18 protein-coding genes are annotated in these 19688 nt (G+C 75.2%); 12 read left to right on the top strand and 6 right to left on the bottom strand.

The window, feature by feature from the left end; translation table 11 throughout:
* The first annotated feature begins 22 nt into the window (after nt 1-22).
* The 3 genes from IPO09_05395 to IPO09_05385 all read left to right on the top strand — a co-directional run bounded on the left by IPO09_05395 (nt 23) and on the right by IPO09_05385 (nt 4592).
* Nucleotides 23-1699, top strand: a complete 1677-nt coding sequence (locus tag IPO09_05395; protein ID MBK9516786.1) for an ammonia-forming cytochrome c nitrite reductase subunit c552 — start codon at nt 23-25, stop codon at nt 1697-1699.
* 92 nt (nt 1700-1791) lie between these two features.
* Nucleotides 1792-3117, top strand: a complete 1326-nt coding sequence (locus tag IPO09_05390; GenBank protein ID MBK9516785.1) for a cytochrome C — start codon at nt 1792-1794, stop codon at nt 3115-3117.
* Nucleotides 3118-3287: 170 nt separating this feature from the next.
* The gene (locus IPO09_05385; GenBank protein ID MBK9516784.1) at nt 3288-4592 is read left to right on the top strand and encodes a cytochrome C; all 1305 of its coding nucleotides are present in this window, start codon (nt 3288-3290) and stop codon (nt 4590-4592) included.
* Here IPO09_05385 and IPO09_05380 read toward each other — a convergent pair.
* The 5 genes from IPO09_05380 to ttcA form a co-directional block, all read right to left on the bottom strand.
* Nucleotides 4516-5658 (bottom strand): hypothetical protein, encoded by a 1143-nt coding sequence (locus IPO09_05380; protein MBK9516783.1) that lies wholly within the window; start codon nt 5656-5658, stop codon nt 4516-4518. The two genes, IPO09_05385 and IPO09_05380, sit on opposite strands and share 77 nt — an antisense overlap.
* Nucleotides 5655-6818 (bottom strand): phosphopentomutase, encoded by a 1164-nt coding sequence (locus IPO09_05375; GenBank protein MBK9516782.1) that lies wholly within the window; start codon nt 6816-6818, stop codon nt 5655-5657. The genes IPO09_05380 and IPO09_05375 overlap by 4 nt, the downstream gene beginning before the upstream one ends.
* Before the next feature lie 142 nt (nt 6819-6960).
* Complete coding sequence (deoC, locus tag IPO09_05370) at nt 6961-7641, bottom strand: deoxyribose-phosphate aldolase (protein MBK9516781.1); 681 nt, start codon at nt 7639-7641, stop codon at nt 6961-6963.
* 3 nt (nt 7642-7644) lie between these two features.
* A complete protein-coding gene (locus tag IPO09_05365) occupies nt 7645-9156 on the bottom strand; it encodes a zinc-ribbon domain-containing protein (GenBank protein ID MBK9516780.1) in 1512 nt (503 codons plus the stop codon).
* Nucleotides 9153-10100 (bottom strand): tRNA 2-thiocytidine(32) synthetase TtcA, encoded by a 948-nt coding sequence (ttcA, locus tag IPO09_05360; protein ID MBK9516779.1) that lies wholly within the window; start codon nt 10098-10100, stop codon nt 9153-9155. The genes IPO09_05365 and ttcA overlap by 4 nt, the downstream gene beginning before the upstream one ends.
* Here ttcA and IPO09_05355 point away from each other — a divergent pair.
* The gene (locus IPO09_05355; GenBank protein ID MBK9516778.1) at nt 10099-10362 is read left to right on the top strand and encodes a TIGR02300 family protein; all 264 of its coding nucleotides are present in this window, start codon (nt 10099-10101) and stop codon (nt 10360-10362) included. The two genes, ttcA and IPO09_05355, sit on opposite strands and share 2 nt — an antisense overlap.
* A gap of 3 nt (nt 10363-10365) precedes the next feature.
* On the opposite strand, the gene IPO09_05350 is transcribed toward IPO09_05355, so the two are convergent.
* On the bottom strand, nt 10366-11091 hold the full coding sequence (locus tag IPO09_05350) for a TonB-dependent receptor (GenBank protein ID MBK9516777.1): 726 nt from the start codon (nt 11089-11091) through the stop codon (nt 10366-10368).
* Between the two features lie 123 nt (nt 11092-11214).
* On the opposite strand from IPO09_05350, the gene IPO09_05345 reads away from it, so the two are divergent.
* The 8 genes from IPO09_05345 (at nt 11215) to IPO09_05310 (ending at nt 19682) form a co-directional block, all read left to right on the top strand.
* Nucleotides 11215-12132 carry a heme A synthase gene (locus IPO09_05345; GenBank protein MBK9516776.1) on the top strand — a complete coding sequence of 306 codons (918 nt, stop codon included), beginning with the start codon at nt 11215-11217 and terminating at the stop codon, nt 12130-12132.
* Nucleotides 12133-12135: 3 nt separating this feature from the next.
* A complete protein-coding gene (gene cyoE / locus IPO09_05340; protein MBK9516775.1) occupies nt 12136-13059 on the top strand; it encodes a protoheme IX farnesyltransferase in 924 nt (307 codons plus the stop codon).
* Nucleotides 13056-13490, top strand: a complete 435-nt coding sequence (locus tag IPO09_05335) for a DUF420 domain-containing protein (protein ID MBK9516774.1) — start codon at nt 13056-13058, stop codon at nt 13488-13490. Before cyoE ends, IPO09_05335 begins: the two co-directional genes overlap by 4 nt.
* A gap of 6 nt (nt 13491-13496) precedes the next feature.
* On the top strand, nt 13497-15227 hold the full coding sequence (locus IPO09_05330; GenBank protein ID MBK9516773.1) for a serine/threonine protein kinase: 1731 nt from the start codon (nt 13497-13499) through the stop codon (nt 15225-15227).
* Between the two features lie 204 nt (nt 15228-15431).
* Nucleotides 15432-15956 carry a carbonic anhydrase gene (locus IPO09_05325; protein MBK9516772.1) on the top strand — a complete coding sequence of 175 codons (525 nt, stop codon included), beginning with the start codon at nt 15432-15434 and terminating at the stop codon, nt 15954-15956.
* 455 nt (nt 15957-16411) lie between these two features.
* Nucleotides 16412-16660 carry a hypothetical protein gene (locus IPO09_05320; protein MBK9516771.1) on the top strand — a complete coding sequence of 83 codons (249 nt, stop codon included), beginning with the start codon at nt 16412-16414 and terminating at the stop codon, nt 16658-16660.
* The gene (locus IPO09_05315; GenBank protein ID MBK9516770.1) at nt 16657-16899 is read left to right on the top strand and encodes a hypothetical protein; all 243 of its coding nucleotides are present in this window, start codon (nt 16657-16659) and stop codon (nt 16897-16899) included. Before IPO09_05320 ends, IPO09_05315 begins: the two co-directional genes overlap by 4 nt.
* Nucleotides 16900-17030: 131 nt before the next feature.
* Nucleotides 17031-19682, top strand: coding sequence for a glycosyltransferase (locus tag IPO09_05310; GenBank protein MBK9516769.1), 2652 nt, complete (start codon nt 17031-17033; stop codon nt 19680-19682).
* Nucleotides 19683-19688: the final 6 nt, after the last annotated feature.

Here is a 19688-nt window from a genome sequence, read left to right as displayed (position 1 = left end):
CACCGCCACCAAGGAGCACTTCATGTCCGCTGAGAACCAGCCCCAGAAGAAGCGCGGGCTCCTCATCGCCCTCGTCGCGGGCGTCTTCGCCCTCGTGGCCGTCGGCGCCGCCGCCCTGCTCGTCAACATCACCGAGCGCAAGCAGGAGGCCAAGAACTCCTTCGTGCGGCTGGTCGAGGTGACCGAGAACGACACCGACCCGGCCAAGTGGGGCACCAACTGGCCGCGCGAGTACGACGGCTACAAGCGGACCTCCGAGCCGACCGGCACCAAGTACGGCGGCGGCGGGCACGCCTCCAACGAGAGCCAGCCCCCGCCGCAGAAGGCGGTGCGCGATCCCTGGCTGACCCGCATCTTCGCCGGCTACCTGTTCGCGGTGGACTTCCGCGACCGCCGCGGCCACAGCTACGCGCTCTTCGACCAGGAGGTGACCAAGCGCAACCTCCCGGCCGAGAACAAGCAGTCGGGCAACTGCCTGCACTGCCACGCCTCGATCATGCCGCTCTACACCAAGCTCGGGAAGGAGGCCCAGCCGCAGGGCACCCTGGTGGAGCAGCAGCAGGCCGGCCTGGTGAAGGTGGGCGAGATGGACTACTGGGTGGCCCACAAGGCGCTCGGCGAGCTGACCGGCGGCAAGGCGCACCCGGTCTCCTGCGTCGACTGCCACGACCCGCAGTCGATGGAGATCCGGGTGACCCGGCCCGGCCTGATCGCCGGCCTGCAGAAGCTGGCCGCCGGCACCGGCGCGGTGCCCCACCTGCCCAGCATCGAGCGCTGGCGCAAGGGCGACCGCAGCCGCCCCTACGACGCCAACCTGGACGGCACCCGCCAGGAGAAGCGGTCCTTCGTGTGCGGCCAGTGCCACGTGGAGTACTTCTGCGGCAAGGGCATGACCCTGCTCTTCCCGTGGGCCGAGGGGCTCAAGATCGAGGAGATGGAGCACCTCTACGACGGCATGCAGGTCAAGGGCTCCCGCTTCAAGGACTGGACCCACGCCGAGACCGGCTTCGAGCTCCTCAAGGCCCAGCACCCCGAGTTCGAGATGTGGAGCCAGGGCATCCACGCCAGGAGCGGCGTGGCCTGCGCCGACTGCCACATGCCCTACAAGCGCGAGGGCGCCCAGAAGCTCTCCGAGCACTGGGTCAAGAGCCCGCTGCTCTCGGCCAACCGCTCCTGCGCCGGCTGCCACCCGTACTCCGACGAGGAGATCAAGGCGCGGGTGGAGGGGATCCAGGACCGCCACTTCGCCCTGATGACCCGGGCCGGCAACGCCGCCGTGGCCGCCATCGACGCCATCGTGGCGGTGCGGAAGCCGTACGACGACAAGGCCCGCGAGGGCGCCGCCGCCAAGGCCCTGGAGGCGCTGTCGGCCAAGGAGGACTACACCAAGGCCGACCAGGACGCCCAGGCCAAGAAGCTGGGCGCCGCCACCAAGGCCAACCTGCTGGCGGCCTGGCGCGAGGTCGTGAACGGCGACCCGGCCCTCAAGGAGCTGGAGAACCTGCAGCGCGCCGCCCAGTGGCGCCTCGACATCGTGGCGGCCGAGAACTCCATGGGCTTCCACGCCCCGCAGGAGATGGCCCGCATCCTGGCGGAGTCCATCGACCTGTCCCGCCAGGCCCAGCTGAAGGCCGCCGCGCTGTCCGGGCCGGTGGTCGCCATGGCCCCGGCGGCGGCACCCAAGAAGCCGGCCCAGTAGGGCCGTCCCACCAGACGCCCGCCCGGCACCCCGCCGGGCGGGCGTATCTTTTCAGGCTCATCCGCCCACCCCCCCCGAGGAGACACCCCGACATGCTCCACCTCACCGTCACCCTCGCCCTCGCCCTGGCCCTGCCGGGCGCCGCGGGCGGTCCGGCCAAGCGCCCCGCGGCCCCCAGGGGCGCCAAGGCCGGCGAGGCCTGCGTCAGCTGCCACCAGAAGTCCTCTCCCCAGGTGGTGGCCGACTGGAAGGCCTCGCGTCACGCGCCCACGGGCGTGGGCTGCGTCGACTGCCACGGCGACCTGCACCGGTCGGCCGCCGATCCCAAGCTGGCCACCATGCCCACCCCCGAGACCTGCGCCGCCTGCCACGAGGCCCAGGTGGCCCAGTTCAAGAAGGGCAAGCACGCCTTCGCCTGGGCGGCCGTCAAGGCCATGCCGACCTTCCACTACCAGGCGCTGGCCGTCCGCGAGGGGGAGAAGGGCTGCGGCGGCTGCCACAAGCTGGGGCTCAAGAGCCCCGACGAGGCCGCGGAGCTGCGCGAGGTGGCCGGCGGCTACGGGGTGGGCTCCTGCGACGCCTGCCACACCCGCCACCTCTTCTCCAAGGCGGAGGCCCGCCAGCCCGAGGCCTGCAAGACCTGCCACATGGGCTTCGACCACCCGCAGTGGGAGATGTACGACTCCTCCAAGCACGGCGTGCGCCACGAGCTGAAGCGGGCCAAGGTGCTGCCCGACACGGCGGGGGCGCCGACCTGCCAGACCTGCCACATGCAGGAGGGCAACCACGAGGTCCGCACCGCCTGGGGCTTCCTGGCCGTGCGGCTGCCCATGCCGGAGGGCGACCCCCAGTGGACCGCCGACCGCGCCACCATCCTGCAGGGGCTGGGCGTGCTCGACCCGAAGGGCCAGCCCACCGGCCGCCTCGCCGTGGTGCAGGCCGCCCAGGTGGCCCGCCTCGACCAGGCCTCCTTCGACGTCGAGCGGAACAAGATGCTGAAGACCTGCCAGGAGTGCCACTCCAAGAGCTTCGTGGACATGCAGTTCAAGCAGGCCGACGGCCTGATCCGCGACATCGACCACCAGATGGCCGAGGCCATCCGGGTGGTGGCCGGGCTCTACCAGGACGGCACGCTGGCGAAGCCCACCGCCTACGCCTTCCCGTTCCCCGACCTGCTCACCTTCCACGACGCCCCGACGCCGGTGGAGCAGCGGCTCTTCGTGATGTTCCTGGAGCACCGCATGCGGGCCTTCCAGGGCGCCTTCCACGCCAACCCGGACTACGTGACCTGGTACGGCTGGGCCGAGCTCCAGCAGGACCTCACGGAGATCAAGGCGATGGCCGAGGACCTGCGGCGCAACAAGAAGGTGGACGCCCTGCTCGAGGGCAAGGCCACCCCGGCGACCGTCAAGAAGTAGCCGGCGCGCCGCGGCGCGTCGCGGCAGCACCCAGGGCGGGCGTCCTCCAGGTGGGGGCGCCCGCCCTTCCCGTCGCCGCAGGGTCCGCCCCGCCCGGGATGGCACGGGGCGCTTCCCATCGGCGCCCGCCCCACCCACACTTGGGGGAGCCCACCCCCGAGAGGACGTCCATGCCGACCTGCCCCCCTTTGGCCCGCGCGCTGTCCCTGGCCAGCGCCCTCGCGCTGGCCGCCCTGGCGGCGCCGCCGGCCGGCGCGCAGGAGGTGGAGCGGAACGCCTGCGCCGCCTGCCACGAGCGGCTGCAGCCGGGCATCGTCTCGGACTGGCGCCTCTCCCGCCACTCGCGGGCGCTGGTGGGCTGCGAGGCCTGCCACGGCGCGGCCCACACCAGCGCGGACGACGTGGCCGAGGCCCAGCTGCCCACCGTGGACACCTGCCAGCGCTGCCACGAGCTGCAGGCTGCCCAGTTCCGCCGCGGCAAGCACGCCCGCGCCTGGACCGCGGTGAAGGCCCTGCCGACCTTCCACCACCTCGGCCAGTCCGGCCCGGGCGACCTCTCGGGCTGCGCCAGCTGCCACCGCATCGGGCTCAAGACCGCAGCCGAGGCGGCCGAGCTCCGCGCGGCCGGCGCCCACGGGCAGGCCAGCTGCGACGCCTGCCACACCCGCCACCTCTTCTCGCCGCTGGAGGCGCGCCAGCCCGAGGCGTGCAAGACCTGCCACGGCACCCTCCAGTACGACGCCTGGGCCGGCTCCAAGCACGGCGTCCGCCACCTGGGCAAGGCGGCCGGGCGGCTGCCCGCCGACGCCGCCGCCCCCACCTGCCAGACCTGCCACATGCAGGACGGCGACCACGCCAACCGCACCCCCTGGGGCAACCTGGCGCTGCGGCTGCCGCTCCCGGAGGACGCCGGCTGGGCCGCCGACCAGCGGGCCCTCTTCGTGGCGCTGGGCGTCCTCGACCCGGCGGGTGGCGCGGGGCCCCGCGCCGAGGCGGTGGAGGCCGCCGGCCTGGTCCACCTCGACCGCATCGACTTCCAGAACGAGCGCTACCGGCTGTCGCAGGCCTGCCGCCAGTGCCACGGCGCGGCCTTCATCCGCGAGGCCCTCGACCAGCGGGACGGGCTGATCCGGCGGGCCGACGCGCTCTGCGCCACGGCGGTGCGCGCCGTGGCGGACCTCTACCGCGACGGCCTGCTGGCGCCGGACGGGCCGGCGCCGCACCCCGACCTGGTGCGGGCGCCGGCAGGGCACCCGGTGGAGCGCCAGCTGGCCGAGATGTTCTTCGACCACCGGGCCAAGCTGCTGGCCACCGCCTTCCACATGTCGGGCGATGCGGCCGGCTGGATGGCGGCGCTGGAGCGCGACCTGGCCGCGGTGCAGCGGCAGGCGCGCCAGCTCAGGGCGCCGGCGCCGCCGGCGCGGAAGGTGGTGCCGAAGAAGCCAGCGCCGACGCCGGCGCCGGCGAAGAGGTGACGGCCGGCGCCCCGCCGGCCGCGGCCTGCGGCGGGGCCAGGTCGAGCGCCGGGGCCTCCGCCGCGACCGCGTCGCCCGGCTCGATCAGCCCGAGCCGCCCCACCAGCCCGGTGGCGGCGGTGATGGCCACGGCGCGGAAGAAGAGCCCCAGCACCGGCGTGGCCAGCAGCGCCCCCGCCACCAGCCCGAACCCGGCGGCCTCGAAGGGGTGGCGCTCGGTGAAGCGCACCTCGTCGCTCCAGGGCGCGGTGAGGCGCGACAGCAGCCGCCCGAACCAGCCGAGCGGCCGGAGGAACCACTTCACCTCGCCGAGCCGCACCAGCCCGCGCGCGTACCAGGGCGCCACCGAGGCGCCGCGCGGACCCGGCACCACCTCGGTGGGCAGCTCGAAGGCGTCCACCACCACCCAGTAGAAGGCCCAGGCGCCGGCCAGCGCGGCCGCGTCGTAGCGCCCGAACGGGAGCAGGCGCGCCACCCCGAGGAGCGGGGCCAGCCCGGCCGAGACCACCAGCGCCTGGCGCAGCGCCTTCCAGCTCTCGCGCCAGGTGAGCCGGGCCCACGACACGCCGGGGAACGGGTCCTCGCCCGGGGGCAGCCCCAGCGCGCGGCGGGCCTGGGCCGCCACGCGCAGCCACATCCGCTGCAGCACGGTGGGCGGCATGGAGGAGAGCGCCACGAAGGAGACCATGAAGAGGTGCAGGGTGCTGGCGCTGCGGCGCGCCCCCTCGCCGACCGCGGCCGCGGCGGCCGCGCCGACCTCCTCGCCGGCGGCCGCGGCCGACAGCGCGCCGTCGTCGCCCCCGGCGGTGGCGATGGCCGCCAGGGCCAGGCAGCCCAGGAAGGTGAGCCCGGTGGGCAGCAGGGCGGCGCGCCGCAGCCCCCGGTCGGTGGCCACCAGGCGGGCGGCGTGGAAGGTGAGGCCGGCGGCCCAGAGCGCCCGGTCCAGCCGGCCCGGGCGCGGGCAGGCCTGCGGGGTGGCGGCGTAGAAGCGGATCGCCCGCACCCAGCCGCCCAGGCCGGCGGCGAGGGGGCCGACCAGGGTGGTCTCGAGGACGGCCGGGGTCACCGCAGCGCCCCCACCACGCTCTGGCCCACCGGCGCCGGCACGCCCAGCCACTCCGCCACCGTCGCGCCCAGGTCGGCGAACGAGCCGCGCACCCCGAGGGAGCCGCCGCCGCGCCCGGGGGCGTGCACCAGGAGCGGCACGTACTCGCGCGAGTGGTCGGTGGACGGGGTGGTCGGGTCGCAGCCGTGGTCGGCCGAGATCAGGCACAGGTCGTCCGGCCCCAGCCGGCCGAGCAGCCCTGGCAGGGCGGCGTCGAGGGCCTCCAGGGCGCGGGCGTAGCCCACCGGATCGTTGCGGTGACCGTAGAGCGTGTCGAAGTCCACCAGGTTCACGAAGATCAGCCCGCGGTCCACCCGGTCGAGCAGCGCCGCGGTGCGCGCCAGGCCGTCGGCGTTCCCCTCGGTGTGGACCTCCTCGGTGATCCCCTTGCGATCGTAGATGTCCGGGATCTTCCCCACGCCCACCACCGGCACCCCCGCCTCCACCAGCCGCTCCAGCACGGTGCGCTCCGGCGTGGCCAGGGCGAAGTCCCTGCGGTGGTAGGTGCGCCGGTAGGCGCCCGGGGTCCCCACGAAGGGCCGGGCGATGACCCGCGCCACCTTCCAGGGGTCGAGCAGGGCCCGGGTGAGGCGGCACCAGGCGTAGAGGGTCTCGAGCGGCACCGTCTCCTCGTGAGCGGCGATCTGGAAGACCGAGTCGGCCGAGGTGTAGACGATGGGCCGCCCGGTGCGCTGGTGCTCGGCGCCCAGCCGGGCCACGATCTCGGTGCCGCTGGCCACCTCGTTGCCCAGCACCCCGGGCACCCCGGTGGCCGCCACGAAGGCCTCCACCAGCTCGGGCGGGAAGGCGCGCGGGAAGGTGCGCAGCCCCTCGGCCAGCACCACCCCCATCATCTCCCAGTGGCCGGTGATGGTGTCCTTGCCATGGGAGCGCTCGGCCATCTTGCCGAAGTAGGCGCGCGGCCGGTCGGTGGGCGGCACGCCGGCCACCTCGGTCAGGTGCCCGAGCCCCATGGCGCCCAGGACCGGCAGCGACAGGCCGCCCACCGCGCGGCTGACGTTGCCGATGGTGTCCGACCCCTCGTCGCCGTACTCGGCGGCGTCGGGCAGGGCACCGCAGCCGGCGCTGTCGGCGACGAGGATGAGGGCGCGGCGCTTCACCCGGGCAATGTAGCCGGGGAGGGCGCGCCGGTCAGCGACCCGGATGTCCCGTTTCGGCCCGGCCCGGGCGGCGCGCCGGCCGGCCTGGGCGGCGCGGGTCGGCGCGGGGCCGGGCGGGCGGCGGGCGGCCGGGCGGCCGGTCTCAGAAGCCGCCGGTGACGATGCCCACCGACCCCGACGCGCCGATGCGGCTGGCGCCGGCGCGCAGCAGGGCCAGCACCTGGGAGGCGGTGCGGATGCCGCCGGAGGCCTTCACGCCCACCTGGTCGCCCACCACCTGCCGGAGCAGCGCCACCACCTCGGGGGTGGCGCCCCCCGGGCCGAAGCCGGTGGAGGTCTTCACGTAGGCGGCGCCGGAGGCCCGCACCACCGCCGCCGCGGCCACCACCTGGTGGCGGTCGAGCGCCGCCGTCTCGAGGATCACCTTGACCGGCACGCGCACCGCCCGCACCACCGCGCTGAGGTCGTCGAGCACGGCGGCCCACTGGCCCGCCAGCACCAGCGGCAGCGCCACCACCAGGTCGAGCTCGTCGGCGCCCAGCGCCACCGCCGCCGCCGCCTCGGCCACCCGCGCCGCGGTGGTGCCGGCCCCGAGCGGGAAGTCGACGACCACCGCCGTGCGCACCGCCGAGCCGCGCAGCCGCTGGCGCACCTCGGCGGCGAAGGCGGCCCGCACGCAGACCGCGGCGAAGTGGTGGGTCCGCGCCTCGTCGCAGGCCGCCTGCACCTGCGCCAGGGTGGCCTGCGGGGCCAGCACGGTGTGATCGACGTACGGGGCCAGGTCGCGCGGGCTGCGCACCCCTTCGGGCGGGACGGGGGCCATGGGCTAGAGGGCGGTGCTCAGCGCCAGCGGCACCGAGACGTCCACCGGGTCTCCCGAGAAGGCGGGGAAGATCATGCGCCGGGCCGCGCGCACCAGGCACTTGCCGAGCGGGCTCTTGTCGAGCTCGGCCTCGGCGATCCAGGCCGACTGGACCACGCCGGAGGGCTTGATGGTGAGCATGAGGGTGGCACGCCGGCCGTCCACCCTGAGCCCGGGGCTGTCCTTGACCGCCTTGGTGACGCAGGCGCCGTAGGCGTTGGCGTTGGCGGCCATGGTCTGGCGCACCGCCACCTCGTCGAGCGCCGCGCGGCCGGAGTCGAGCTCGGTGCGCGCCACCGCCGCGCCGGGGGCCGGGGCCGCGTCGCCCTTCTTCTCCAGCAGGTCGAGCAGCCGCTTGTCCTTCTTGCCGATGGTGAGGTTCTGCTGGCGCAGCCGCTCGCGCAGGTCGCCGCTGCCACCCCCGCCGCCCACCGACTCGAAGCCGGCCTCGCCGCCCACGCCGCGCGGCGGGCCCTGGGCGCCCTTCTGCTCCAGCGGCGCCTCGGGCGGCAGCTCCACCGGGAGCGGCTCGGGCGCCGGCGCCGCGCCGCGCACCTTCTCGGCCGGCATCACCATGGTCTGCGGCGGCGGGGCCTCCTGGTAGCGGGACCTGGTCGAGGCGTCCGGCGGCCACCGGCGGGCCTGCTGCACCCGCCAGACCGAGAAGGCCAGCCCGCCCGCCACCAGCAGGCCGAGCGCGCCGACCATCCAGACGTAGAGGATGGGGTGCCGCTTCTTGTTCTGCAGGAGCCACTCGGCCGTGACGCGCGGCCGGTGGGTCGGGTCGGACTCGTAGAAGAGGTGGTGCTGGTCGGTGCTCTCGATGCGCGGGCCGTCGAACTCGGAGGCCACCGTGACGGTGCGTGGCGCCGCTGCCGGGGACGCCTCGAGCGGCGGCATGAGCGGCGCGGGGGGGAGGCCGTCGTCGAGGCCGGCCAGGGGGTCGGGGTCGGGGGCCGAGGCCGGGGCCGAGGCCGGGGCCGGGGCCGGGGCCGGGGTCGGGGTCGGGGTCGAGGTCGGGGCCGGGGCCGGGGCCGAGGTCGAGGTCGAGGTCGGGGTCGGGGTCGAGGTCGGGGTCGAGGCCGGGGCCGGGGGCGCCGCCGCGGCCCGCGGCGCCGGGAACGAGCGGGGCGGCGCTGCGGGCGGAGGCGGAGCGACCACCTTCGGAGCAGGCGGCGCCGGAGCCGCAGGCGCCGGGGCGGCCGGACGGGCCGCGGATGGCGGCGGCGGCGGCCAGGCGGCGGGGCGGGCCACCGGAGCGGCCTGAGCCACCGGAGGCGCCGCTGGGGCCGGCGCCGCTGGAGCCGGCGCCGTCGGGGCCGCGGCCGACGCCGGGGCCGCCGGGGAGGCCGGGGAGGCCGCCTTCACCTGGATGACGTGGCCGCACTGCCGGCAGGTCACCTTGAAGCTGCGGCCAGCGACCTTCTCATCGGCGATGGAGTAGAGCTTGTGACACTGGTCGCAGGTGAAGTTCACGGGCCGGCGAGCTTACGGAGCGGGGGGTTCGAAGGCAAGGAGACACGGCCATCCGTCGCACCCTCCTCCTCCTCACCCGAGTCGATCCACGGATCCAGCCCCGTCCCGGCCGCCACCTGGGCCGCCAGCCCGCGGTCGAGCAGGTAGGCCGGCATCACCTTGCCGAGGGCGTTCAGGAGGTTGCCCTTCACCGCGGCGTGCTCGGCCGAGAGCTCGGCCAGGAGCGCCTTGACCCGCCGGCGCCGCAGCTGCGGCTGCGCCCCGCACACGTCGCAGGGCACGATGGGGAAGCCCTTCAGGGCGGCGAAGGCGGCGATGTCCTCCTCGGCGGCGTAGACCAGCGGCCGGATGACGGTGTTGCGCCCGTCGGCGGAGCGGAGCAGCGCCGGCATGGCCTTGAGCGAGCCGGCGTAGAGCGCGTTGAGCAGCAGGGTCTCCACGAAGTCGTCGCGGTGGTGGCCCAGCGCGATCTTGGTGCAGCCCTCCTCCACCGCCACGTTGTAGAGGACCCCGCGCCGCAGCCGGGCGCAGATGGAGCAGGGGGTCTTGCCGGGCCTCACCAGCCGCTGCACCTCGCTCCAGAGCGGGCGGCTCACCATCCGGTAGGGGACGCGCACCCGCTGGAAGTGGCCCTCGACCACGCCGGCCGGGTAGCCCGGCTGCCCCTGGTCCAGGTTGACCGCCACCAGGTCGAAGCGGATGGGGGCCCGCGCCTGCAGCCGCATCAGGACGTGCAGCAGGGTGTAGCTGTCCTTCCCGCCGGAGCAGCCGACCAGGATGCGGTCGCCCGCCTCGACCAGCCCGAAGTCGGCGATGGCCTGCGCGGCGGCCCGGGTGATGCGACGCTCCAGCCTCTCGACTTCCTGCATCTTTCTTTTCCTTTGACGCGCCCGCCCCCCTACGCTAAACGCGCCTCTCTCCGGCGAACGGGAGGGGGGAATCATGCCTGTGAAGGACCTCGGCTCCAAGCACGCCTGTTTCAAGTGCGGGACCAAGTTCTACGATATGAAGAAGCCCGTTCCGGTCTGCCCGAAGTGCGGGGCCGACCAGCGCGAGAGCCCCGCCCTCAAGGCCCCTCCGTCGGAGAAGCGCTCGCGCGCCGCCGCCAAGGTGGTCGAGCCGGTGGTGGACGAGCTGGAGGCCGTCGAGGAGCTCGACGAGGAGCTCGACGAGGACGACGAGGACGAGGCGGAGGACGACGCCTAGTCCTCAGGGGTAGCTGAACCCGAGGGTGGCCGCGCCGCCGGCCGGCACCTCGATGACCAGGCGCTTCTCCCCGAAGCGCTCGTGCCACGCCACCGCCTGCCAGCTCCCTGCCGGCACCCCCGGCAGCGTGAACGCGCCGCCCCGGCCGGTCACCGCCACGAAGGGCGTCTCGGTCACCACCACCGCCGCCGACATCCACGAGTGGACGTCGCAGCCCACCCGGATGACGCCCGGGCGCGCCAGCCGGCGCGGCGCCTTCCCGTCCTGGAACGGCATGGGCACGTTGAAGGCGGTGGCCACGCCGGCGTAGCCGTGCACGTTGTGGAGCACGGGGTCGCCGTTGCGCAGCTCCAGGGTCGAGCCGGGGGCGGCCGCCTGCACCCGCGGCAGGTAGCGGCAGCGGCGCTGGTCCAGCGTGAGCGTGCGCGGCAGGGCCGCCTGGCCCGGCACCTCGACCCGGACCACCACGTTCTCCAGGCCGCCCTCGGAGACCAGCACCACCTCGTCCGGCACGGCCGGCCCGCAGGTCTCGCGGTCCTTGTCGGTGGGCAGGGTGGCGCCGGCGGCGGGCGGCGTGCCGGTGAAGACCACCCGGCCGGTCACCTCGGCGGCGCCGGCGGACCGGGGGGCCAGGGACAGCAGGGCCAGCAGGGCCAGGACGGCCTGTCCGGCCAGGCGGGGCGGCGCGGGGGTGGTGGAGCGCGGCGGCTGGGCGGGGTGGCGGGTCATGACGACTCCGGGAGGACGTGGCGCCGGGGTGGCGGCGGAGTGGGCGGCAGCGGAAGGACCCGCTTGGAGCCCGGGAACGGCCGTTGACCCCCTGCGGGTCCATACCTATATCGTGCGCCGAACATGCGCGAGCACCGCTTCGCTGTCGCCACCGCCATCGCCACCTTCGTCCTCCTGGTCATCGGGGGCATGGTCCACCCCACCGGCTCCTCGCTGGCCTGCCCCGACTGGCCGCTCTGCAACGGGCAGTTCTTCCCGCCCATGCAGGGGGGCATCCTCTACGAGCACGGCCACCGGCTGGCGGCGCTGAGCGTCTCCTTCCTCACCGTGGCGCTCTGCGTGCTGGTCTTCCGGGAGCGGCGGGAGCGCTCGCTCCGGGCCATGGCGCTCTCGGCGGTGGCGCTGGTGGGGGTGCAGGCCTCGCTGGGCGCGCTCACCGTCATCTACAGGCTCCCGCTGGTGGTCTCGGCCAGCCACCTGGCCACCTCGATGGCCTTCTTCGGCCTGGTCATCCTGCTGGCCCACCGGCTCCGCCCCGAGGCGCCCCGCGCCCCCGCCCTGCCCCGCGCCCTGGCCGGCCTGGCCACGGCCGCGGTCTACCTCCAGATCGTCCTGGGGGCGCTGGTGCGCCACACCGGCTCGGCGCTGGCCTGCGGCACCGACCTGGGCCTGTGCGAGGGCCGGCTCTGGCCGGCCTGGGGGCCGGCGCAGGTCCACATGCTCCACCGGCTCGGCGGCTACCTGGTGGCGGCGCTGGTGGTGGCGGCCGGCCTGGCGGCCTGGCGCGCCTCGGCCGGCGGACCTGCCCTGCGCCGCCGGCTGGCGCTGGCCGCGCCGCTGCTGGTGGTGGTGCAGGTGGGGCTGGGGCTCCTCACCGTGGCGAGCTACGTCTCGCTGGTGGTGGTCTCGCTCCACCTGGCCACCGGCGCGGCGCTGCTGGCCACCCTGCTGGTCCTCTTCCTCCAGCTCGGGCCGCGCGGCGCCCGCGCCGAGGCCGGCCCGCACGGCCGGCCGCTCGACCTGGCCGCCGCCCCGGGCTGACCCATGACCACTCCCCCAGCTCCCGCCCCGGCCGTCGAGGCCGTCACGCTGCGCCCCCCGGCCACCGCGCTGGCCTTCGTGCGCGAGGTGCTGCTGCTGGCCAAGCCGCGCCTCTCCGGCCTGGTCATCTTCACCACCGCCGGGGGCCTGTGGCTGGCCCCGGGCACCATCGCGCCGGCGCGGGCCATCCTGGCGGTGCTCTGCACGGCCGCGGTGGTGGGCGCGGCCAACTCGCTCAACTGCTACCTGGAGCGCGAGACCGACGCGCTGATGCGGCGCACCCGCGACCGGCCGCTCCCGGCCGGCCGGCTCGACCCGGTGGTGGCGCTGGCGCTCGGCCTGCTGGTGCCGGTCTTCGCCCTGCCGGTGCTGGCGCTGACGGTGGGCCGGCTCACCGCCTTCCTGGCGCTGCTGGCGCTGATCTCCTACGTGGCCATCTACACGCCGCTCAAGCGGCGCAGCTCGCTGGCCCTCTTCGTGGGGGCGGTGCCCGGCGCCATCCCGCCGCTCATGGGCTGGACCGCCGTGACCGGCCGGCTCGACCCCGGCGGCCTGGCCCTCTTCGCCCTGCTCTTCGCCTGGCAGCTGCCGCACTTCCTGGCCATCTCGCTCTACCTGAAGGAGGACTACGCGCGCGGCGGCATGAAGGTCTTCTCGCTGGTGCACGGCGACGTGGTGACGCGCCGCTGGATCGCCGGCACCAGCCTGCTGCTCCTGCCGGCGGCCCTGCTGCCGGTGGCGCTCGACCTGGCCAGCTGGGGCTACGGCTTCGTGGCGGTGGGCGCCTCGCTGGCCTTCACCGCCTTCGCGGTGGCAGGGCTGGGGGCGCGCGGCGAGTCGCCCCGCTGGGCCCGCCAGGTCTTCCTGGGCACCCTCCTCTACCTCTCGGTCCTCATGGTGGCGCTGATCGCCGGGGCCCGGCCGTGAGCGTGGCGGAGTGGCTGCCGGCCTGGAACGCGGCGCTCAACGCCCTGGCCGGCGTGCTGCTGGTGAAGGGCTTCCGCGCCATCCGCGCCGGGGACCGGGAGCGCCACCGCCGCCTCATGGTGGGCGCGGTGGCGGTGTCGGCGGTCTTCCTGGTGAGCTACCTCACCCGGGTGGCGCTCACCGGCACCCACCGCTTCCCCGGCGAGGGGCCGCTCAGGTGGCTCTACCTCGCGATCCTGCTCTCGCACACCGTGCTGGCCGCCGCGGTCGCCCCCATGGCCCTGCGGGCGCTCTTCCTGGGCCTGCGTGGGCGCTTCGCCGATCACCGCCGCCTGGCCCGGATCACCTTCCCGATCTGGGTCTACGTGTCGGTGACCGGGGTGCTGGTCTACCTGCTGCTCTACCAGGTGGCGCCGCGGGTGGGGTCGTGAGCAGGCGTGGCTGACGAGCGCCGCCCCGGCGGGGAGCCGCCCGGCGCCCCAGGCACCCTGACCCGCCTCATCGAGGACGTGGTGCGCGGCGCGCCGGACCCAGCGCGGGGCGCCGCCTGGACCGACGGCCTGCGCAGCGGCACCGTCATCGGGCGCTACGAGCTCCTCCGCGAGGTCGGCCGCGGCGGCTTCGGGGTGGTCTGGGAGGCCCGCGACCGCGAGCTCGGCCGCACCGTGGCCTTCAAGGCCCTGCGGGTTCGCGGCGAGGCCTCCCGCGAAAGGCGGCTGCTGGCCGAGGCCGAGGTGGCCGCTCGCCTCTCACACCCCAACATCGTCACCGTCCTCGACGTGGGGCGCGGCGAGCACGGCGTCCACCTGGTGCAGGAGTTCCTCACCGGCGCCACGCTCTCCAAGCGGCTCGCCGAGGGCCGCCTTCCGCTCCGCGAGGCCCTGCGCGTCGCCGTCGCGCTGGCCCGCGGCCTGGCCCACGCCCACGCCCACGGCGTGGTCCACCGCGACCTCACCCCGGGCAACGTCCAGCTCTGCGATGACGGCCAGGTGAAGCTGCTCGACCTCGGCATGGCCGCGGCCCTCGGCCGCAGGAAGCTGGAGGGCGGAACCCCGGCCTACATGGCCCCCGAGCAGGCCGAGGCGGCGCCGGAGGACGAGCGGACCGACGTCTACGCGCTCGGCGTCCTGCTCTACCGGATGCTCGCCGGCGTGGCCCCGCAGGAGGCGGACGCGGCCGGCCGGGCCCGCTCCGCGTCGCGCGGGATCGAGGTCGCGGAGGCCCCTGCCCTCGGCGCGCTGGTCGAGGCCATGCTGGCCCGCGCGCCCACCGAGCGGCCGAGGGACGCGGCGGTGGTGCTGGAGGCGCTGCAGGAGATCCAGGAGGCGCTCCCCCGCTCCACCTCCGGCCCGAGCCGCGTCCGCGTCCGGCCGGCCCCCCGCGTGCGCTGGGTCACCGCTGGCGTGGCTGCCGGCCTCGCCGCCGCGGCGCTGATCGGGCTGCCGGCCGCGCTCTGGCTGCGTGGAGGCGGCCCGCCCGCCGAGGCCGCCGCGGCCACGGTGGCCCCGCTGGTCCTGGCCGCCTCGTCGGCGCTGCTGCCCTGCACCTGGAAGCAGGTGCACCGGGTGGACTTCGACACGCCGGTCCCCGGCGCGCGCTGGCGCAACGGGGAGTTCAAGGAGCAGGGGCTCGCAACCCGGGACGGGCGCGGCGCGTGGCGCCAGGCGTCGGACTGGAATCAGCTGATCCTGCCGGCGGGGCAGAGACGGCCCGACGTGTTCGCCGTGGAGGCCTCGTTCCTGGCGGCGCCCGTCACCGACCACGCGGTCACGGTCACCCTCCACGCCTACGGTGATCCCGCCGGCCCCATCGACCACACCTCCAGCGACGTGGTCCACGGCCGCGGCATCGTGCTCCTCCAGGCCCCCGGGAACCCTCCCCGCTTCGAATGGGGGATCCCCGACGGCGTGAACACGCGGATGGTCAGCGCCAAGGGCACGCTGCCGGCCCCCTTCACCGGACGTTGGCGGACCCTCCGCATCGAGGGCTCCCGGTCGCGCTGCTGGCTGCGGGCCTCGCTGGATGGGCAGCCCCTGGTGATCGAGACCGGCGCCTGCGACCTGGAGGGGGGCAGCTTCGTGCTGACCGCCGGCGGCGCGGCCTACGTGTCGGCCGACGTCCTCTGGCGCGAGTTCCGGCTCAGCGAGGGGGACAGCGGGTGCCAGTGAGCGATCCGCCGGAGGCCCGCTCGAGACCCGGCTCGGCCTCTCGAGGGCCACCGCCTGCAGCCGCGAACCCCAGGCACCGCCCGACCAGGTGGGCTCGGACAGGCCGCAAGGGTCCGTTGGCGCCCTCCTGGCACCGGACAGGCGCGGACGGTGCCGGTAGGGCTCCCGGCACCCCGTCCACACCCATCCGAAGGAGGTCCGGACATGGCGACCGCACGGCAGCAGGTCCTGCAGGCCAACGAGGAGTACGTGAAGCGCTTCGGAGATCTGGACACCTTGGCGATGCCGCCGGCCCGCCACTTCGCCATCCTGACCTGCATGGACGCCCGGCTCGATCCGGCCAAGTACGGCGGGCTGCGCGAGGGGGACGCCCACGTCATCCGCAACGCCGGCGGCCGGGTCACCGACGACGCCATCCGCTCGCTGGTCATCTCCCACAAGCTGCTGGGGACCACCGAGTGGCTGGTGGTCCACCACACCAACTGCGGCATGGAGACCTTCACCGACCAGGTGATGCGCGAGCTCCTGGGCGCAGCCTGGACACCGCCGTCTTCGACGGCCGCGGCTGGCGCGACGTGGGGCGCGGCCCGGGCTCCACCGAAGGCGAGTTCATCGACTGGCTCACCATCGACGACCAGGAGGCCAGCCTGGTGCGGGACGTGCGGCGGCTCCGCACCCACCCCCTGGTACCGAGCGACGTCGCCATCTCGGGCTTCATCTACGACGTGAAGAGCGGCCGCCTCCGCGAGGTGCCGGCCGCCACCGAGGCGGGCGCCTGGCAGCCCGCCGGGCCCCCGCCCCAGCCGCTCCAGCCAGACCGGCGACCTGGACGCTAGTCGGGCGAGGGCGGTTGGGAAACACCGTTCGTGCCGAGCAGAGCGCCTGCCCTGCAGGCGCGAAGTCGAGGCACGCCCTGCGGCCACGGGGCGCCTCCCGACGTCGCCTCGCCAGGGCGAAGCGACGCTCGGGGCGAACGGGGTGGCCGCGAATCGTGCGCGGGCGTTTGGGCCCGCCGGACCAGCGCGCCGCTGAGGCCCGGCCGATCCGGCTGCGCACCGGCGCACGCGCGCCGAGCGTCCGGCCTCCCAATGCCCGGGGCGGCCCCCTTCACCCGGCGTTACAGTAGCCTCACGGGATCGTCCCGGGGCTCTACGCCCCGTCGAGGCGCTCCGCGAGGTGACGCCGTGATCGCCTATGACAGCGCCAGCTTCAGCGCAGGGCAGGACGCCGGGGCGCGTACCTCGGCGTGCCTGGCGCGGCACGCCGCGCTCCGCCTGGTCGAGGAGGCCCACTGGTGGAACCGCTGGCGCCGCCGCCTGATGGCCCAGGCCCTGGTCTCCTGCGCCGAGGAGCTGGAGGAGGCCGCCGACGCGACCCGCCCGCCGGCCCCCGACGGCGACGCCGCACCACCCCCCGAGGAGCAGCGCCCATGACCTTCAAGGAAGTCCTTGCCTCGGTTGGGCGCCAGCTCCTCGGCGGGGCGTGGAACCCCCTGGCGCGAGGCGCCTGGTGCCGCGCCCAGCGGCGCCTGCTGGTCCCGCCCGGACGCTCGGTCGTGTGGGTGCGCGGGGAGCTGCTCCCGTGGGCCGAGTGGGGCGCGCAGCACGGCTACTTCGAGGTGGAGCGCATGGACGGGCTGCCGTACCTGCGGAGGCTCGGGGCCACGACCTGAACGGGTGAATTCCGGCCCCGGCCTGCCCGTCTGCTGGGCATGGCGGTGTGCTATACCCCGGCGGGTTTCCCCGGACTCACACCACGAGCTGCACCGCCCAGCACCGGCCGCCAGGAAGGCGGCTCGCCTTGATGCCACAGGCCTCCGCCCCAGCCGCCGCCGCGCCGGCCCCCGCCCCCCTCCCGCCCAGGGTCTGGGTCGATGGGAAGTTCCTCCGCCTCGGCGACGAGAAGTTCTGGGTCAAGGGCGTCACCTACGGCCCCTTCGCCGGGAACTCGCAGGGGCTCTTCCTGCCCGAGCCGGACCAGCTGGAGCGCGACCTCCGCCAGATCCGGGAGCTCGGCGCCAACACGCTGCGCCTCTACCACGCCCCCACCCCGGCGGTGCTCGACCGGGCCCAGGCCCACGGCCTGAAGGTGCTGGTGGACATCCCCTGGTCGAAGCACCGCTGCTTCATCGACGACCCGGCCGACCAGGAGACCGGCCGGGCCGCGGTGCGGGAGACGGTGCGAGCGCTGCGCGGCCACCCGGCGGTGCTGGCCTACAGCGTGGTCAACGAGATCCCCACCGACGTGGCCCGCTGGTCGGGGCACGACCGGGTGGAGCGCTTCATCGACGAGCTGGTGGAGATCGGCCGGGCCGAGGACCCGCAGGCCCTCTTCACCTTCGCCAGCTACCCGCCCACCGAGTACCTGCAGCCGCGGGCCGTCGACTTCTACACCATGAACGTCTACCTGCACGCCCGGGAGAGGTTCCGCTCCTACCTGGGCCGGCTGCAGAACCAGGTGGACGAGAAGCCCCTGCTGCTCGGCGAGTACGGCATCGACTCCATCCGCAACGGGGTGGAGGAGCAGGCGGCGCTGGTGGGGATGCACCTCGAGGAGGTCTTCCGGGCCGGCCTGGCCGGCAGCTGCGTCTTCTCCTTCACCGACGACTGGCACACCGGCGGCCACCCCATCACCGACTGGGCCTTCGGCCTGACCGACCGCGAGCGCCGCCCCAAGCCGGCGTTCGCGCGGGTGGCCCGGACCTTCCGCGCCCCCAGCCCCCTGCCGCCGCTGCCGCGCACCCCCAGGGTCTCGGTGGTGGTCTGCAGCTACAACGGGTCGAAGACCCTGGACGGCTGCCTGCGCTCGCTGGAGCGGCTGGTGTACCCCGACTACGAGGTCATCCTGGTGGACGACGGGTCCACCGACGCGGTGCCCCAGATCGCGGCCCGCTACCCCTTTGCCCGCTACCACCACCAGCCCAACCGCGGCCTCTCGGCGGCCCGCAACACCGGGCTCGGCCTGGCCCGGGGGGAGCTGGTCGTCTACACCGACGACGACTGCTTCGCCGACGAGGACTGGCTCTACTTCCTGGTGGCCGAGCTGCTGCAGCACGACGCCTCGGCGGTGGGCGGGCCCAACTTCCTGCCCACCAAGGACGGCCCGGTGGCCGCCTGCGTCTCGGCCAGCCCCGGCTCGCCGGCCCACATCCTCATCGACGACCACGTGGCCGAGCACATCCCCGGCTGCAACATGGCCTTCTGGCGGGACCGCCTCCAGGCCATCGGCGGCTTCGACCCGCTCTACACCAAGGCCGGCGACGACGTGGACGTCTGCTGGCGCCTGCAGGCCGAGGGCGACACCATCGTCTACAGTCCGGCCGCCATGGTGTGGCACCACCGGCGCGCCACCGTGAAGGCCTACCTGAAGCAGCAGCGCGGCTACGGCGAGGCCGAGGCCCTGCTGAAGCGCAACCACCCCGAGAAGTTCCAGGGGTTCCAGGCCAACCTCTCCTGGCGCGGCCGCATCTACACCCGCGCCGGCGTGGGGGTGAAGCTGGGCAGGCCGGTCATCCACTTCGGCCCCTTCGCCACCGGCCTCTTCCAGACCATCTACAGCGCCCCGCAGGTCTGGTGGCCGCTGCTGGCCACCTCCATCGAGTGGTGGGTGGCCATCGCGCTCATCCTGGGCCTGGCGGTGGTGGCCGAGCCCAGCCTGTGGCTCTCGCACGGCGCCTGGACGGTCTGGTCCAACCTGGGCAACCCGCTGGTCTTCCTGCCGGCCACCATGGTGCTGGCCACGCTGGCGGTGGCCTGGCTGGTGGCCGGGCAGGCCACCCCGCCGGTGCACCAGCGCCGCTGGTGGTCGCGGCTGCTCATCGCGGCCATGCACGTGCTGCAGCCGGTGGCGCGCGGCTACGCCCGCTACCAGGCGCGCTTCCGCACCCGCCACGTCTCCGAGCCGCTGCACGCCCTGTCGCGCCGGTGGGAGGAGCGGGCCGGCGGCCTGCTGGGCCGGCGCGAGCTGGCGCTGTGGAGCGAGGACGGCCAGGGGCGCGACCAGCTGCTGGAGCGGCTGGTGGCCCAGGCCCGCGCCCAGGGCGCCATGCTGCGCGCCGACTCCGGCTGGGAGCCCTTCGACCTCACCATCCGCGGCGACCGCTGGAGCAACGTGGAGCTGACCACGGTCACCGAGGAGCACGGCGGCGGCCGCCGCCTCACCCGGGTGCGCGCCCGGCTGCGCGCCACCCCCTCCCTCTACGCCATCCTGGCCGCCACCTCCTACCTGATGCTCTTCGTCTGGCTGTGGGAGCCGGCCTGGGAGGTGGTCATGGCCGCGCCCGCCACCATGGTGGTCGCCGTGGTGATCTCCTCGTCGCGGCGGCTGCGGCGCGTCGCCATGGCCAGCGTGCTCTCGGTGGCCGAGGCCCTGGGGATGTCGGTGGTGGGCGCGCCCGGCGCGCTGCGGCGGCCGGAGGGCGCCGCCCCGGTCGCCGCCGGCGCCACCCTGCCTTGACGGCCC

The organism is Anaeromyxobacter sp. (genome assembly GCA_016718565.1).
In the GTDB taxonomy this organism is placed as follows: domain Bacteria; phylum Myxococcota; class Myxococcia; order Myxococcales; family Anaeromyxobacteraceae; genus JADKCZ01.
Note: the sequence above shows the minus strand (reverse complement) of the source record. Positions and strands in the feature narration are given on the sequence as shown.

Excerpts from the sequence above, each read along its gene's own strand:
- IPO09_05345 (MBK9516776.1), top strand. The coding sequence starts at position 11,215 with ATGCGCGAGCACCGCTTCGCTGTCGCCACCGCCATCGCCACCTTCGTC.
- deoC (MBK9516781.1), bottom strand. The coding sequence starts at position 7,641 with ATGGCCCCCGTCCCGCCCGAAGGGGTGCGCAGCCCGCGCGACCTGGCC.
- IPO09_05310 (MBK9516769.1), top strand. The coding sequence starts at position 17,031 with ATGCCACAGGCCTCCGCCCCAGCCGCCGCCGCGCCGGCCCCCGCCCCC.
- IPO09_05350 (MBK9516777.1), bottom strand. The coding sequence starts at position 11,091 with ATGACCCGCCACCCCGCCCAGCCGCCGCGCTCCACCACCCCCGCGCCG.
- ttcA (MBK9516779.1), bottom strand. The coding sequence starts at position 10,100 with ATGATTCCCCCCTCCCGTTCGCCGGAGAGAGGCGCGTTTAGCGTAGGG.
- IPO09_05315 (MBK9516770.1), top strand. The coding sequence starts at position 16,657 with ATGACCTTCAAGGAAGTCCTTGCCTCGGTTGGGCGCCAGCTCCTCGGC.
- cyoE (MBK9516775.1), top strand. The coding sequence starts at position 12,136 with ATGACCACTCCCCCAGCTCCCGCCCCGGCCGTCGAGGCCGTCACGCTG.
- IPO09_05385 (MBK9516784.1), top strand. The coding sequence starts at position 3,288 with ATGCCGACCTGCCCCCCTTTGGCCCGCGCGCTGTCCCTGGCCAGCGCC.
- IPO09_05395 (MBK9516786.1), top strand. The coding sequence starts at position 23 with ATGTCCGCTGAGAACCAGCCCCAGAAGAAGCGCGGGCTCCTCATCGCC.
- IPO09_05390 (MBK9516785.1), top strand. The coding sequence starts at position 1,792 with ATGCTCCACCTCACCGTCACCCTCGCCCTCGCCCTGGCCCTGCCGGGC.
- IPO09_05355 (MBK9516778.1), top strand. The coding sequence starts at position 10,099 with ATGCCTGTGAAGGACCTCGGCTCCAAGCACGCCTGTTTCAAGTGCGGG.
- IPO09_05325 (MBK9516772.1), top strand. The coding sequence starts at position 15,432 with ATGGCGACCGCACGGCAGCAGGTCCTGCAGGCCAACGAGGAGTACGTG.